Origin of the sequence: Streptomyces nymphaeiformis, assembly GCF_014203895.1 — a bacterium.
GTDB lineage: Bacteria > Actinomycetota > Actinomycetes > Streptomycetales > Streptomycetaceae > Streptomyces > Streptomyces nymphaeiformis.
Genome location: NZ_JACHJY010000007.1, coordinates 115,470 through 130,160 on the forward strand (window position 1 = coordinate 115,470; position 14,691 = coordinate 130,160).

The 14,691-nt window shown below is 72.6% G+C and carries 16 protein-coding genes; 10 read left to right on the plus strand and 6 right to left on the minus strand.

All coding sequences use genetic code 11. The annotated features are described in order from the left end of the window. Positions 1–54 precede the first annotated feature (54 nt). Positions 55–465 carry an SgcJ/EcaC family oxidoreductase gene (locus tag GGE06_RS23830; RefSeq protein ID WP_184931668.1) on the plus strand — a complete coding sequence of 137 codons (411 nt, stop codon included), beginning with the start codon at positions 55–57 and terminating at the stop codon, positions 463–465. Positions 466–594: 129 nt separating this feature from the next. On the opposite strand, the gene GGE06_RS23835 is transcribed toward GGE06_RS23830, so the two are convergent. Both GGE06_RS23835 and GGE06_RS23840 read right to left on the minus strand, forming a co-directional pair. Further along, on the minus strand, positions 595–1,281 hold the full coding sequence (locus tag GGE06_RS23835) for a 2-phosphosulfolactate phosphatase (protein ID WP_184931669.1): 687 nt from the start codon (positions 1,279–1,281) through the stop codon (positions 595–597). Positions 1,282–1,334: 53 nt separating this feature from the next. Further along, the gene (locus GGE06_RS23840) at positions 1,335–2,150 is read right to left on the minus strand and encodes an SDR family NAD(P)-dependent oxidoreductase (RefSeq protein WP_221518481.1); all 816 of its coding nucleotides are present in this window, start codon (positions 2,148–2,150) and stop codon (positions 1,335–1,337) included. A 67-nt stretch (positions 2,151–2,217) separates the two neighbouring features. Here GGE06_RS23840 and GGE06_RS23845 point away from each other — a divergent pair, with 67 nt between their 5' ends. After that, positions 2,218–3,135 (plus strand): LysR family transcriptional regulator, encoded by a 918-nt coding sequence (locus GGE06_RS23845; RefSeq protein ID WP_184931670.1) that lies wholly within the window; start codon positions 2,218–2,220, stop codon positions 3,133–3,135. Between the two features lie 18 nt (positions 3,136–3,153). Here GGE06_RS23845 and GGE06_RS23850 read toward each other — a convergent pair whose 3' ends face one another. Continuing rightward, a complete protein-coding gene (locus GGE06_RS23850) occupies positions 3,154–3,687 on the minus strand; it encodes an EF-hand domain-containing protein (protein WP_184931671.1) in 534 nt (177 codons plus the stop codon). Between the two features lie 489 nt (positions 3,688–4,176). On the opposite strand from GGE06_RS23850, the gene GGE06_RS23855 reads away from it, so the two are divergent. The 7 genes from GGE06_RS23855 to GGE06_RS23885 all read left to right on the plus strand — a co-directional run bounded on the left by GGE06_RS23855 (position 4,177) and on the right by GGE06_RS23885 (position 11,089). Next, on the plus strand, positions 4,177–5,136 hold the full coding sequence (locus GGE06_RS23855) for a PP2C family protein-serine/threonine phosphatase (RefSeq protein ID WP_184931672.1): 960 nt from the start codon (positions 4,177–4,179) through the stop codon (positions 5,134–5,136). Between the two features lie 145 nt (positions 5,137–5,281). Continuing rightward, complete coding sequence (locus GGE06_RS23860) at positions 5,282–6,376, plus strand: baeRF3 domain-containing protein (RefSeq protein ID WP_116164612.1); 1,095 nt, start codon at positions 5,282–5,284, stop codon at positions 6,374–6,376. Between the two features lie 27 nt (positions 6,377–6,403). Next, positions 6,404–7,348 carry a sigma-70 family RNA polymerase sigma factor gene (locus tag GGE06_RS23865; RefSeq protein ID WP_116164610.1) on the plus strand — a complete coding sequence of 315 codons (945 nt, stop codon included), beginning with the start codon at positions 6,404–6,406 and terminating at the stop codon, positions 7,346–7,348. 9 nt (positions 7,349–7,357) lie between these two features. After that, positions 7,358–7,675, plus strand: coding sequence for a YqfO family protein (locus GGE06_RS23870; RefSeq protein WP_116164608.1), 318 nt, complete (start codon positions 7,358–7,360; stop codon positions 7,673–7,675). A gap of 187 nt (positions 7,676–7,862) precedes the next feature. Next, entirely contained in the window at positions 7,863–9,185 is a 1,323-nt protein-coding gene (locus GGE06_RS23875) for an ammonium transporter (RefSeq protein WP_220378562.1), read from the plus strand. Then, on the plus strand, positions 9,182–9,520 hold the full coding sequence (locus GGE06_RS23880; protein ID WP_041133080.1) for a P-II family nitrogen regulator: 339 nt from the start codon (positions 9,182–9,184) through the stop codon (positions 9,518–9,520). Before GGE06_RS23875 ends, GGE06_RS23880 begins: the two co-directional genes overlap by 4 nt. A 261-nt stretch (positions 9,521–9,781) precedes the next feature. Continuing rightward, the gene (locus tag GGE06_RS23885) at positions 9,782–11,089 is read left to right on the plus strand and encodes a chloride channel protein (protein WP_116165785.1); all 1,308 of its coding nucleotides are present in this window, start codon (positions 9,782–9,784) and stop codon (positions 11,087–11,089) included. A gap of 82 nt (positions 11,090–11,171) precedes the next feature. Here GGE06_RS23885 and GGE06_RS23890 read toward each other — a convergent pair whose 3' ends face one another. Then, a complete protein-coding gene (locus GGE06_RS23890) occupies positions 11,172–11,462 on the minus strand; it encodes an SHOCT domain-containing protein (RefSeq protein WP_116164604.1) in 291 nt (96 codons plus the stop codon). 31 nt (positions 11,463–11,493) lie between these two features. Continuing rightward, positions 11,494–11,952: a DUF6325 family protein gene (locus tag GGE06_RS23895; protein WP_181924792.1), complete on the minus strand. Its 459-nt coding sequence runs from the start codon at positions 11,950–11,952 to the stop codon at positions 11,494–11,496. 260 nt (positions 11,953–12,212) lie between these two features. Here GGE06_RS23895 and GGE06_RS23900 point away from each other — a divergent pair, with 260 nt between their 5' ends. After that, on the plus strand, positions 12,213–12,899 hold the full coding sequence (locus GGE06_RS23900; protein ID WP_116164602.1) for a response regulator: 687 nt from the start codon (positions 12,213–12,215) through the stop codon (positions 12,897–12,899). Between the two features lie 37 nt (positions 12,900–12,936). Here GGE06_RS23900 and GGE06_RS23905 read toward each other — a convergent pair whose 3' ends face one another. Further along, positions 12,937–14,670, minus strand: a complete 1,734-nt coding sequence (locus GGE06_RS23905; RefSeq protein WP_116164600.1) for a sensor histidine kinase — start codon at positions 14,668–14,670, stop codon at positions 12,937–12,939. Positions 14,671–14,691 lie beyond the last annotated feature (21 nt).

The following is a 14,691-nucleotide window of genomic DNA, read 5'->3' on the forward strand; positions in this document are numbered from 1 at the left end:
GTACAGGCGAGTTCACCGGAAATCCCCGGGGAACCGACGACCAGGAGCATCCGCATGACCGACACGCGTACCGACGACCGCGCCGCCGTCCAGGCGGTACTGACCGACTCCTACAAGGCGTGGGAGGCCGGCGACGCCGAGGGCATGGTCGCCGACTACACCTCCGATGCCACGGCCATCATGACCGGCTCGCTCCGCGACGGCCGCGACGTGATCCGCGACAGCATGGCGCTGGCCTTCGCCGGCCCGCTCAAGTCCACCTCGACCTGGAACAAGACGCTCAGCCTCCGCTTCCTCGGCACGAGCGCCGCGATCGTGGTCAGCGAGTCCGGGATCCTGTTCGGCGACGAGACCGAGGTTCCTCAGGAGCGCAGGGTCCACGCGACCTGGGTGTTCGAGAAGCGGGACGGCCGGTGGCTGATCGCCGCCTACCACAACGCCCCGGTGCTCGCGCCGACGCCGTAAGGCCTGATGTCGGAGCCCTGCCGGCGAGCCACGCGCCCGCCTCGCCGGCGGGGCTGGCTGGCCGAGGCGGCTTGCGGACCGGGCCCTGATCGGGACTGCCTCGTGTACGACCCGCGGGTCTGAACGGGCTCACATCGGCGATGCCACCTCGTGCGGGCGCAGGACCATGAGCGAGTCCTCCACGGACGCCACCATGGCGAAGGGGAACCTGTCGAGTTCGAGACAGAGTGCGACGTCGTCGGGATGGACTCCCTCGCGCACACCCTCCACCAGTTCGCCGGCCGCACGGGACTCGGCGGCGCGGCGGAGGAAATCGGCCGCGTCCGCCCCGGTCCCGGCGGCCCTCCGGGCGATGTACTGGGCACACGCCAGGTCCTCTTCGGCCTGCCCGTCCTCGCCGGTCACCACGAACGTGGCGCTTCCGCCCGCGCGCGTCCGCAGCAGCCGAGCCGTCGCCTCCGCCACCACGAAGCTCGCGCACAGCACCAGCGACGCCTCCTTGACCGCGAGGGCGCCGACCGTCCCCGCCGTGGTCTTCTGCACGACGGTCCGTCCGCCGAGGTCGACGGAGCGCAGCATGCCCGGCGAGTTGACGGCGTCGAACCCCGGTGCCGGTGGGCCGTCCTTGAGCGCCGCCCAGTCCGGGTGGCGGGCCTTCAGGGCCAGGGCCTCGTCCAGGGACTCGGCGAGGACGATCTTCTCCGCGCCCTGGGCGAAGGCCCAGGCAGCCACGGTGAAGGCGCGCATGACGTCGACCACGACCGCCACGGCCGGAACTTCGGTCAACTCGGGTATACCGAGGAAACGAGCATCCATCCGTTCATGATCGCGCATGCCCGACGCACGACACCCGCGTGGTCCCGCTCGGCTCAGCGCTTGCGCATGCGCAGGGAGTTCCAGCTCGCGTCCGCCGTCCAGCCGCCGTCCACCGGCATGGCGACGCCGTTCACGAAGCCGCTGCGGGCGGGGTCCGCCAGGAAGGCGACGGCCTGGGCGATGTCCCCGGGCGCGGCGAAGCGCGCCATGGGCACCCGCTCGACGATGTCGGCGTCGGTGTAGCCGCCGGAGGCCTGGTCCTCGGCGTCCATCTCGGTCTTGACCCAGCCGGGGCACACCGCGTTGACGCGGATCCCGCGGCCGCCCCACTCCGCGGCCAGGGTCCGGGTCAGGCCGATCAGGCCGTGCTTGCTCGCGTTGTACGCGGCCCGGTCCGCGACCCCGTGCAGCCCCGCGATCGAGGCGATGTTGACGATCGAGCCGCCGCCCGCGTCCAGCATCAGCTTCCCCAGCGCCCGGGACAGGAGGAAGGGTCCGGTGAGGTTGACCTCCAGGACGCGCCGCCACTGCTCGGCGGTGGTGTCCTCGGCAGGGGTGAGCAGCGAGACGCCCGCGTTGTTCACGAGGACGTCGACCCGGCCGAAGCGTTCCCGTACCTGCTCGGCGAGTTCGGTCACGTAGGCCTCCGAGGCCACGTCGCCGACCATCGCGTACGCCTCCGCGCCGGCGTCCCGTACCGCCGCGAGCGTCTCCGACGGCTCCTTCAGGTCGGCGAGCACGAGCGCGTATCCCTCGCCCGCCAAGACCTCGGCGACCTGCCGCCCGATGCCCTGTGCCACCCCGGTCACCACCGCGACCGGCACCCGTACGTCCTGCTCCGTCACGTCCTGCTCCATGTTCATGTCCATGAGCACAGCCTCACCCCCGCCGGGCATCATGGGAAGCAACAATTAAGAAAGCGAGCTTTCACGGATCATGAACAGCATCGATCCCCGGCTGCTGCGGACCCTGCTCTCGGTGATGCGGCACGGGTCGATGAGCGCCGCGGCGGCTGCGCTGGGCTATGTCCCCTCGGCGGTGTCGCAGCACATCGCCCGGCTGGAGCAGCAGGTGGGGACGGAGCTGCTCTCGCGCCGGCCGGGCGGCGGTGTGACGCCGACCGCCGCGGGCCGCGCGCTGGCCGACTCGGCCGCCCGCGTCCTGGCGGCCACCGCCGATTTCCAGCGCCTGGCCGATGGCATCGCCAGGGCCGGGGCGCCGGAGTTGAGCATCGGCGTCTACGCGACCGCGGCCGGGCGTCTGCTCCCCACCGCGCTGGCCGAGCTGCGCCGGACCCATCCGGATGTGGCGCTCCATGTCACCGAGACCGAGCCCGTGCACGGTCTGCGCGGGCTGCGGACCGGGGAGATCGATCTGCTGCTGGCGCACCGGTATCTCCCCGAAGACCCTCCCGGCGCCGCCGATCTGCAGATCCGCGCGCTGGGCAGGGAGCCGCTGTGGCTGATGGCCGCCCACGGCACCGGCATCGCCGCGCTCGACGACTGCCGTACGTCCGACTGGGCGGCCGGGCATCCGGGGACCCCCGACCGGCGCCTGCTGCAGCGGTGGGCCCACCGCACGGGCATCGCCCCGGCGGTGCGGTACGAGACGGACGACTATCACACCGCGCTCGCTCTGATCGCCCAGGGATTGGCGGTCGGGCTCGTACCGGCGTCCGTCGTCCGCGGCTGGCACGACCCGGACCGGCCGCTCGCCCGCGTCGAAGACCTCCCCGCGGCCGGCTGGCCGGAGCGCGAGGTCCTCGCCGTCACCCGCCCGCGAGCGTCCCATCCGGTCGTCGACGACCTCGCCGACCTCCTGTCCGCCGCCGTCGCCGCCACACGGGACGCGTAGACGGACGGGAGGGGACGCTCAGTACAGCGCGGCACCCATGGGCGAGTCGTCTCCCGTGACGTACGCGCGGATCGAGGCCAGGTACTCGGCGCGGCTGACGCGTCCGTCACGGTCGTCGTCCAGCGCGTCGAACGCCGCGTCGGCGTTGTCGGCGCGGTTGCCCAGTGCCTGGCGCAGCATCGTGAACTGCGAGCGGTCCAGGGCTCCGTCCCCGTCGGCGTCGGCGAGGTCGAAGAGCGCGCCCAGGGCGTACTGGCAGATGTTGTCGAACTTCTCGGCGTCCACCCAGGCGATGTACTCCTCGTACGTCATCACGCCGTCGCCGTTGGCGTCCATCGCCGCCCAGGCCCGTTCGCCGGTCGCGCGGGCGGCGACGACCAAGGGGTCGTCGTCGCTGCGGCCGGTTGCCCGCTGGGCCCGGTCGATGCGGACGAAGTAGTCGTGCCGGGAGGCGACTCCGTCACCGTCCGTGTCCAGCATCGCGTAGATACGGGCCTTCGGGGTCGCGGGGTCGGCCGGAGCGGTCCGCAGCTCGGTTCGCGGGAGTGCCATGTCGGGTCTTCCTTCGTGAGAGGTGTGGGGCGCGGGTCCGGCCGGAGTCCGATGCGGCGCTCCCCCGGACACCGCGCTCATGATCGACGGCCCGCCTCCTCGCGTCCCGGCGACCCGCCAGGGAGCGGCGAAGACTCACCCGACGTGACGATCTCGCCGACGTCGCGCCCGGGCGGGCTCAGGACGGGACCTTGGTGGGTGGGGTGGGGCCCTATGGCCGTATCCCCGCCACCCGCCCGTCAGATCTAGTTGAAGCGTGAATCACTTCTCGCGGTGTCACCGCTTCCCCGCCCCGCCGGGAGCGCCTGCCGACCCGCACGACGCGGCCGACGGCGGCCCCCGCGCCGTACCGCTGCCTCACGGGCTCGCACCGATGGCACCCGGCCTGCTGATGACCCTCCTGCTCGCCGTCAGCTGGCCACCTGCACCGCCTTCCACAGCATCGTCCGGCTCGCCCTCGTACCCGGCGTCGCGGCCCTCCTGTGCGGCGTGGCCGCCACCGCCACGTACACGGTGCTCACGATCACCGCGTACGTCGTCGCCCATCTGCCGCCCTTCGGCCCCGGCCCCGTGGAACCCGTCGGACTCGTCCTGGTCGTCGTCGGCGGCCTGGGCGCCCTCGCCGTGTGCAGCTCCAAGGTCCGCGCCCGGCACCGCGCCCGCCGCGTCCGCGCCGCCGCCGACACCACCCGGCAGACCGTGCTCCGGCCCCTGCCGCCCGTCTGGGCCGGTCTGGAACAGGCCGCCGTCCACACCGCGGCCGACGAGACCGCACGGATCGGCGGCGACTTCTACGACATCCAGCCCTCGCCCCACGGCACCCGTCCGGTCCTGGGCGACGTCCAGGGCAAGGGCCTCGACGCCGTCGCCTGCGCGGCCGCGCTCGTCGGCAGCTTCCGCGAAGCCGCCGCCCACGAGAGGGACCTCGTCGATGTCGCCGTGCGCATGGACCAGCGACCGCGTCGGCACCAGGAGTACGTGCACGCCCTCGGCGGCGACGAGAACGAACGCTTCGCGACCGCCGTCCTCGTCCAGTTCCCGCCCGTCACCGCCACCGACCGCCACGCCACCACCGCCGAGCTCGTCGACTGCGGCCACCTCACTCCCCTGGCCGTCACCCCCGATCGGATCCGCCCCCTGGCCGGCGAGTCCGCCCTGCCCCTCGGCATGTTCGAGCTCACCGGCGCCCGCCCCGTGGGCCGCTCCCTCTCGCCGGCCGCCGACGAGACCCTGCTGCTGTACTCGGACGGAGTCGCCGAAGCCCGCGACGACAACGGCGAATTCCACCCGCTGCGCGAGGACCTCGCCGCCGCGCTGCGCGAGGACCCCGGCCTCGCCGAACCCCGCCGCCTCGTCGCGCACGTACGCTCCGCCGCCGCACGCCACGCCGGTGGCCGGCTCGCCGACGACACCACCGTCCTGGCCGTCCGCCGCGCAAGCACCCGCTGAATCAGGAAGGGGCGCCCCCCTTCGCACCCGAACCCGCCGAGTCGCAAGAAGGGTGGTATCGGGACAAGATGGCGCTTTGTGTGCCCGCAAAGACGCGTCTGCGCCGCTCACCGGTTCCACCTGATCCAGAAGGAAGGCTCCCGTCATGGACCCCGTGCTCAGCAGTGAGGTGCTCGACCGGCTGCGCCAGCCCCGGCCGTACCCCGCCGTCTCCCTGGTGATGCCGACGCACCGCCGGGAACCGGGCGACGCCCAGGACCCCGTACGTCTCCGCAATCTCGTCGTCGAGGCCGAGAAGGCGCTGCAGAGCGACCCCGCCGTGACCCGTGAGCGGCGCCTGGACGTGCTCGACCAGCTGAACCAGGCGGTCAAGGAGGCGGACCTCGTCCATGCCGAGGACGGGCTGGTGATCTACGCGGCACCGGGCGAGCACCACGTGTGGAAGGTGGCCCGTCCCGTGCCGGAGCGGGTCGTGGTGGCCGACACCTTCCTCACCCGCAACCTCGTCGCGGCCCACGCCGCCGAGCAGCCCTACTGGGCCCTGGCCGTGGCCGCCGACCGGGTCTCCCTGTGGAGCGGCGAGACCGAGCGCGCCGCCGAGGCCGCGAGCGACGGCTTCCCGCTCGTGAGAAGCCTCGAGGACCCCGACGCCGAGCGCAAGGAGCGCATCGGCGACCTCCCCAGCACCTGGCAGGACGAGGCCACCCGGCAGTTCCTGCGCGACGCCCACCAGCGCCTGCGCGCCGTACTGGACGCCGACCCCCGCCCGCTCTACGTCATCGGCTCCCCCGCCGCGCTCTCGCTCCTGGAGGAGCTCGGGCCCCTCGCCCCCGGGACCGTGACGATCCAGCACGGCGGCCTCGCCGCCGGACCCGCCGCCGCCGTCCACGAGGCCGTCGCCCCCTCGCTCACCGCCCGCCAGGCCGCGGCGGCCTCCACCGTCGTCGCCGAACTCGACGCCGCCCGGAGCGGGAAGCAGTTCGCGGGCGGCATCGACGAGGTGTGGCAGGCCGTCAAGGAGGGACGGGTACGGCTCCTGGCCGTCGAGGACGACTACCGCACCGTCGTCCGGGAGGAAGGCGGCCACCTCGAACCCGCCGGCGCCGACGACCCCTCGGCGCGGGACGACATGGTCGACGAGATCGTGGAGCAGGCCCTGGAGACCGGCACGGACGTCCAGTTCGTCCCGCACGACACGCTCGCCGGCCAGCAGCGCATCGCGGCCGCTCTGCGCTACTGAACCGCGCGGGTACGCCATGATGGGCGGATGGACGTCGAGCCGTACCGGGGCGAGTTGCTGGCGTACTGCTACCGGATGCTGGGGTCGTTCCACGAGGCCGAGGACCTGGTGCAGGAGACGATGCTGCGGGCCTGGAAGGCCCGTGACCGGTACGACGGCGCACGCGCCTCGGTCCGGACGTGGCTGTACCGGATCGCGACCAACGCATGCCTGACCGCGCTTGAGGGGCGGGCCCGGCGGCCGCTGCCGTCCGGGCTCGCCGGGCCGAGCGAGGACCCCGGGGCGCCGCTCGCCCCGGCCTCGGACGTCCCCTGGCTGCAGCCGTTCCCCGACGGGCGGTTCGAGGCGGAGGTACGGGCCGACATGCGGCTCGCGCTGGTGGCGGCGATGCAGGTGCTGCCGCCGCGGCAGCGTGCCGTACTGGTGCTTCGGGAGGTACTGGAGTTCTCCGCCGCCGAGGTCGCCGAGCAGTTGGGGACCACCGTCGCGGCCGTCAACAGCGCACTGCAGCGGGCCCGATCCGCTCTCGCGAGCGCGGGGGCCGCGGAGCAGGTCGTGGAGCCGGAGGATCCGCAGACGCGTGCGGTGATCCAGCGGTACGTGCGGGCGTTCGAGGCGGCGGACGTTCCCGCGCTCGTGCGGCTGCTGACGGACGACGCGGTGCTGGAGATGCCGCCGGTTCCGCTGTGGTACGCGGGCAGACGCGACTACGGCCTGTTCATGGAGCGGGTCTTCGCGATGCGCGGGGTGGGTTGGGCCGCGACGCCCGTCACCGCCAACGGGCAGCCCGCGCTCGCCGCATACGCGCCGGAGCCCGGCGGCGGGTGCCGGCTGCACTCGCTGCAGGTCTTCACGGTCACCGCCGGACGGATCGCGTGGAACGTCGTGTTCACGGATCCTCGCGTGCTCGGGGCGTTCGGCCTGCCCGGGACTCTCCGGGTCGGGGGAGGCGCCGGTCGCACGAGTTGTTAGGGTCCGGGCATGACGCGGCTGAAGATCGAGATATCCGTCCCCGAGAGCCATCTGGAAGCCGTGGTCGAGGCACTTCACGCGGCCGGTGCGGGCCATGTCGGCGCGTACGCGCGGTGCCACAGCGTCTGGAGGGTGACCGGCAGTTGGCAACCGCTGCCCGGCTCACGACCGTACCTCGGTGACGTGGGCGCCGTGCAGCACAGCGAGGAGTGCCGGATCGAGTCGGTCTGCGACGCCGAGCAGGCCGCGTCCGTCCGGCGGGCCGTCCGCGACGCCCACCCTTACGAGGAACCGGTCATCCACTTCCTGCCGTTGTACGAGCCGTAGACGATCCGCGCGCGCCGGGGCGGTCGCGCGTGTCCGCGTCGAGAGCGGATCCTCCCGCACGGGCGGGGTACGGCGTGAGGGTCCGGCAATCCCCGCGTCATACGAAACACAGCGGAAACTCCCGTGTACGCATCGCGAAACGCGCCGCCACGAAGCTCTCCCCCTGACCCGTAGGAGGAGACCGTTGATGCCCCTCGCCGCCGCACCCCGGCTCGACACCGGCGACACCGCCTGGATGCTCGCCGCCACCGCGCTCGTTCTGCTGATGACCCCGGGCCTGGCCCTGTTCTACGGCGGCATGGTCCGCACGAAGAGCGTCCTCAACATGCTGATGATGAGCTTCGTGTCGATCGCCCTGGTCACGGTGGTCTGGCTGGTCGCCGGCTACTCGCTCGCGTTCGACGACGACGCCTTCGCCGGCCTGATCGGCGGCCTCGGCCACCTCGGCCTGGCGGGCATCGGTCCCGACACCCTCACCGGGACGGTTCCCACCTTCCTCTTCAGCACCTTCCAGCTGACCTTCGCGATCATCACGGCGGCGCTGATCAGCGGCGCGGTCGCGGACCGCACCAAGTTCGCGGGCTGGCTCGTCTTCGTACCGGTATGGACGCTTCTCGTATACGTTCCCGTGGCCCACTGGGTGTGGGGTCCCGGCGGCTGGATCACGCACTCGCTGGGCGCCCTCGACTTCGCCGGCGGGCTCGTCGTCGAGATCGCGTCGGGTGCTTCGGGCCTCGCGATGTGCCTGGTGCTCGGTCCGCGCATCGGCTTCAGGAAGGACGCGATGCGGCCGCACAACCTGCCGATGGTGCTGCTCGGCGCGGGCCTGCTGTGGTTCGGCTGGCTCGGCTTCAACGGCGGCTCGGCGCTCGGCGCGAACGGCCTGGCCGCCGCGTCCCTCCTCAACACCCTCGTCGCCGGGTGCACCGGCCTCCTCGGCTGGCTCTTCGTCGAGCAGCGGCGCGACGGCCACCCGACCACGTTCGGCGCGGCGTCCGGCGCGGTCGCCGGGCTCGTGGCGATCACTCCGGCGTGCGGGGTCGTCGGCATGCCGGGCGCCGCGGCGGTCGGTCTCGCCGCGGGCGTCGTCTGCTCGTACGCGGTCGCCTGGAAGTTCCGCTTCGGCTACGACGACTCCCTCGACGTCGTGGGCGTGCACTTCGCCGGCGGTGTCGTCGGCACGCTGCTGATCGGCCTGTTCGCGACCTCGGTCATGACCGGCGGCACCGAGGGGCTGCTGTACGGGGGCGGGCTCGGCCAGCTCGGCCGGCAGGCGCTCGCCGTGGCGGTCGTGGCGGCGTACACCTTCCTCGTCACGTACGGGATCGGCAAGGCCCTCGACCGGGTGATGGGACTGCGGGCCTCCGCCGAGGAGGAGTTGACGGGACTCGATCAGACGGTGCACGCGGAGACCGCTTACGATCACGGCGTGCTCGGCCACGGCGGCGCGCCGCTGCACGCCGCGTCCCCCGTCACCTCGCTCGTCAAGGACAGGAAGCCCTCCGCATGAAGCTGATCACCGCGATCGTCAAACCGTTCCGCCTCGACGAGGTGAAGAACGCGCTCCAGGAACTCGGCATCAACGGGCTCACGGTCACCGAAGCCAGCGGTTACGGGCGCCAGCGAGGGCACACCGAGGTGTACCGGGGCGCCGAGTACCGCGTGGACCTCGTCCCCAAGGCCCGCATCGAGGTCGTCGTCGAGGACGCCGACATGGAGCCCGCCATCGACGCCATCGTCCGCGCGGCCCATACGGGCAAGATCGGCGACGGCAAGGTGTGGGCGGTGCCGGTGGAGACGGTGGTGCGCGTCCGCACGGGGCAGCGCGGCCCGGACGCGCTCTGAGGCACAGGGCGGCACGGACCGGCGAGGACGCCTCGGGGTTCCGCCCAACGGCTGAACCACCGAGCACACGCATAACCGCGCCGCCCTCACGGTATATACGCCCCGATATATACCCATAGCGCCATCCTGCGTCCCCGTCGACCCGGGTGCCTGGCGTGCTCTCGAGCCGTGGAGGACCCCATCACCGGAACCCCGCCCCCGAGCCGCTCGGCAGAAGCGAAGCAGGGCAGCCAGCCCCAGGAAGCCGACCTGCTGCGGACCATGCTGCGGCGGCCCGAGTACCGCAAGGCACTGGTGTTCTCCGGGCTGATCGGCGTTCCGGTGGCGCTCGTCGCCTTCTGGTTCCTCGTGGCGCTCCACCAGCTCGAGGGCCTCGTCTGGACGGACTGGCCGAAGGACCTGGGCTGGAAGCAGGCCCCCTGGTGGTGGGGGCTCATGCTGCTGCCGGTGGCCGGGCTCGTCGTCGGTCTCGTGGTCGCACGCCTGCCCGGCCGGGGCGGACACATCCCGGCGGGCGGACTGCACTCGGGCGGGGTCACGAAGCAGGCCCTGCCCGGTGTCATCCTCACCGCGATGGTCGGTCTTCCGCTCGGCGCCGTACTCGGCCCCGAGGCGCCGCTGATCGCCCTGGGCGGAGGGCTCGCGCTGTTCTTCGCGGGCCTGGCCCGCGCCCCGCAGACCGAAGCGAGCACGGCGCTGCTCGGCGCGGCCGGAGCGGCTGCCGCCATCTCTGCCCTCTTTGGGAACCCGGTGGTCGGCGCCGTGCTGCTGATGGAGGTGGCCGGGGTGGGCGGGCCGCAGCTGTTCGCGGTGATGCTGCCGGCGCTGCTGTCCAGCGGCGTGGGAGCGTTGATCTTCACCGGGTTCGTCCACTGGACGGGTCTTGAGACGGGGAGCCTGGACATCGGGCTGCCCGAGCCGCCTCCGCTCGACGGCGCGGACGTGCTGTGGGTGCTCGTGGTGGCGCCCGTCGTCGCGTTCGTCGTCCACTGGACCCTCGTGGGCGGCCGGTTCGCGGCCCGCTTCGTGGTGAGCCGGATCGTGCGGAACACGATCCTCTGCGCGACGGGCGCGGCGGTCTGCATCACGCTCTACGCCGTCACCACCGGTCGCTCGCCGGCCGAGGCTGCCCTGTCCGGCGAGGCGACCCTTTCCGAGCTGGCGCAGAACCCCCACGCCTGGTCGGTGGGTGCCCTCGTCGCGGTGCTCGTCTTCAAGGGCCTCGCGTACGCGCTGTGTCTGGGCAGTCTTCGCGGTGGCCCCGTCTTTCCCGCGCTGTTCCTGGGCGGAGCGACCGGCGTCCTGCTCGCCCCGCTGCCGGGCCTCGGTCTGGTGCCCGCGATGGCGATCGGCATGGCGGCCTCGGTGACCGCGGCCCTGCGGCTGCCCGTGAGCGGCGTGATCCTGGTCGTGCTCATGCTGGGCAACGTCGAGACGGTGGCCCTGGTGGTGCTGGCCGCGGTCATGTCCTTCGTCGTCACCGAGCTCCTGCCCCAGGGCCCGCGCATCCCCGCCTTCGAGGAGCGTCCGAGCGGGCGAACGCACCGTCCCTCGCCCCGGCGGCCGTGAGGCCTTCGGGGGCGAGGGACGGTGCGGTAGCTCCGGCGGCTCAGGAGCCGCACGGGGCGGAAGGCTGCTCGCTCCGGCAGGCTCAGGAGCCGAGGAGCTTGCTCTTCTGCGCGGCGAACTCCGCCTCGGTCAGCACGCCTTGTTCCTTCAGCTCCCCGAGTTCCTTGAGCTGAGCGATCTTGCTGCTCATGTCGTCGGCCGGCGCGGGGGCCGCGGCCGGCGGCGGGGGCGGCGGGGGTGCGTACTGCTCCGCCGGCGCCGGCTCCTGCCGGGCCCAGCGGCCCGCCTGGCGTCGCGAGACCCTGTTGGAGACGGCGGTCGCCGTCCCGGCCACTACCGCGGTGCGCGCCACACCCCGAAGAAGTCCTGGCATGTCGTTCCTCCTTGACTGTCGTCCGCCGGCGTCAGGCAGCGGCGCTGCCGCCCGCTTCCTCCATGGCGTCCAGCGAGGCGAGCAGGGCCTGCACGGGGATGCGCCCGCCGGCCACGAGCTGCGCACCGCCGCGCCGCAGTTCCCGTGCGAGGGGCGCGGCCCAGAGGTTCTCGTAGACGATGATGCCGGCCGAGTTGCCCGCCTCCAGGGCCGCCCCCGCCTCGTCGAGGTCGTCCTGGCCGAGGAGTCCCGACGAGGAACCCTCGAACACGGTCAGGTCCAGCTCGCCGTCGGCGTCGACGTCCCGTAGTTCCACGCCGACGACGCTGCCGTCGGCGTCCTTCCGGACGAACGAGAGGTCGAGAATGCGGATGATGCCTCTGTCGACCAGATCGAGGAGAAGGGGCAGTCCCTTGCCCGTCATACGGTTGCCGGGAAACTCGATGACCAGGTAGTCCACCGGCCCCATGTCCTCGAATTCATCGCTCATGACCACTCCACACGCAGTTGGGAAGGACTGGACCGACCCCGCCCCGTCCGTGCGCCGTCCCGTCGGATGCGCCGGACGCAGTCCTGTCCCCATTGCAGCATCGGCCGGTGCGGCCCGCACGTTCACGCCGAGCCCCGGGCTGCGGCCCGGCGTCCTCGACGACGTCCGCATCGGCCCCGATCCGCGGGAAGGCGGCCCATGGCGGACAATCCTCGTGGGGGCGGGTATCGGGTATCCGCCCACCGAGCACAGAGGTCGCCATGTCCGAAGCGCCGGCATCCGAAGCGCCCACCAGGGTGTTCCTCGTGGACGACCACGAGGTCGTCCGACGTGGTCTTCGTGACCTGCTCGACGACGAGCCCGACCTGGAGGTGGTCGGGGAGGCGTCGACGGCGGCCCACGCGCTGGCCAGGGGACCCGCGCTGCGGCCCGACGTGGCCGTGCTCGACGTCCGGCTGCCGGACGGCGACGGGATCTCCGTGTGCCGGGAGCTGCGCTCGCGGATGCCCGGGCTCGCGTGTCTGATGCTGACCTCGTTCGACGACGAGGACGCCCTCCTCGACGCGATCATGGCCGGGGCCGCGGGGTACGTCCTCAAGCAGATCAAGGGCGCAGATCTGGTGTCGGCGGTACGGACGGTGGCCACCGGCCAGTCGATGCTGGACCCCGCCACCACCGCCCGTCTCATGCGCTCGCTGCGGGATCCCGTGGCGGCCAAGGCCCCGGAGGACGAGCGGCTCGCCGTGCTGTCCGAGCGGGAGCGCTCCGTACTGGAACTGATCGGGCAGGGTCTCACCAACCGGCAGATCGCCAAGCGGCTGTACCTCTCGGAGAAGACCGTCAAGAACCACATCTCACGGCTGCTCGGCAAACTCGGCGTGGAGCGCCGGGTGCAGGCGGCCGTGATCGCGGCGCAGGTCCACGAGCACGACGCCGACGAGAAGTAGGCCGGCCGCTCCGCCCCGCGAGCTGCGGGCCGGTCCCTCAGGCCCGGTCGGGCGGCAGGGGAATGCGCCATTCGAGGAGCGTGCCGCCCGTCGATTCCGTCCGCCGGCCGACGGACAGGTCGCCGCCGAGGCGTTCGGCCCGTTCGCTGAGGTTGCGCAGTCCGCTGAGGGGCCCGCCGCGGCGGAAGCCCACCCCGTCGTCGCTCACCGACACCGCGAGCGTGCCGTCCTCGGCCACGACCGCCACCTCCGCGTGGCGCGCGTCCGCGTGGCGGGCCACGTTGGACAGGGCCTCGCCGATGACCGCGACGACCTCCTCGGCGATCTCCGGCGGCACGTCGGTGTCGAGCAGGCCCTCCATGCGCAGGGCGGGGGCGAAGCCGAGCACCGTGACGGCCTGGTCCACCGCTTTGACGATGCGGCTCCTGAGTTTCGGTGCGCTTCCGGTGGGCTCGTGTTCCCGGAGGCCGAAGATGGTCGACCGGATGATCTTGATGGTGGCGTCCAGGTCGTCGATCGCCCGGGTCAGCCGGTCCGCCGCCTCCGGGTGCTCGACGAACCGGCGGGCGCTCTGCAGCGTCATACCGGTGGCGAAGAGGCGTTGGATGGCCAGGTCGTGCAGGTCGCGGGCGATCCGGTCGCGGTCTTCCAGGAGGCTCACCTGTTCGGCGTCACGGCGCCGGCCGGCCAGTTCGAGGGCGAGTGCCGCCTGTCCGGCGAATCCGGGGAGAGCGGTGATCTCCTTGCCCGCGAAGGGAGAGCGTCCCCTGCGCCGCGCCAGGATCAGCACGCCGCTCAGCCGCTCCTTCGTGCCCACGGTGACGGCCACCGCCGGTCCGAAGCCCTTCCAGCGTTCGGGCTGCACCGTGATGCGGGAGTCCTTCTCGACGTCGGCCACGGTGAGCAGGCCGTTGTGCGTGAGGGCCGCGGCGGCGAGGGTTCCCTCGCTGCTGGGGAGCACGACGCCCCGGTGGGCCTCCGCTCCTTCGCCGCAGGCCAGCGATCCGCGCAGCTCCCCGCCCGACCCGACCAGGTAGAACACCCCGATGTCGGCGCCGGTGATGTCGACGGCCTGCTCCAGCATCCCGCCGAGGACCTCCGTCTCCTCCGCACCGGACAGGAGGGCACTGGTGATGTCGGAGCTCGCGGCCAGCCAGCGCTGGCGCAACCGGCCCTCCTCGTAGAGGCGGGCGTTCTCGATGGCGATGCCCGCCGCGACGGCCAGGGTCGTCACCACGGCCTCGTCCTCCGGGTCGAAGTCGGCCCCGCCCCGTTTCTCGGTGAGGTAGAGGTTGCCGAACACCTCGTCGCGCACGCGGATCGGGACGCCGAGGAACGTGTGCATCGGCGGGTGATGGGGCGGGAAGCCGTACGAGGCCGGATGCTCGGACAATTCGGTCAGCCGGAGCGGCCGCGGGTCGCGGATCAGCTCGCCGAGGATGCCGTGCCCCGAGGGCAGCGGCCCGATCCGCGCCCGCAGCGAGTCGTCGATGCCGATGGGCACGAACTCGGAGAGCTTGCGGTCGTCGCCGATGACCCCGAGTGCTCCGTACTCGGCGTCCACGAGGGTCACGGCCGCCTCCACGATGCCGCGCAGCACCTGGGGCAGGTCGAGTTCCCGTCCGACGGTCATGACGGCTTCGAGCAGCCCGTGGAGCCGGTCTCTGGTGCCACGGACCTCGTCGATGCGCGCCTGCAGCTCGTCGAGGAGTTCGTCCAGTCTCAGTCGCGGCAACCGTGCATCCGCGGACTCGGTGTCCTCCCGGACCATCGGAACCTCCGGTCGCGTCCG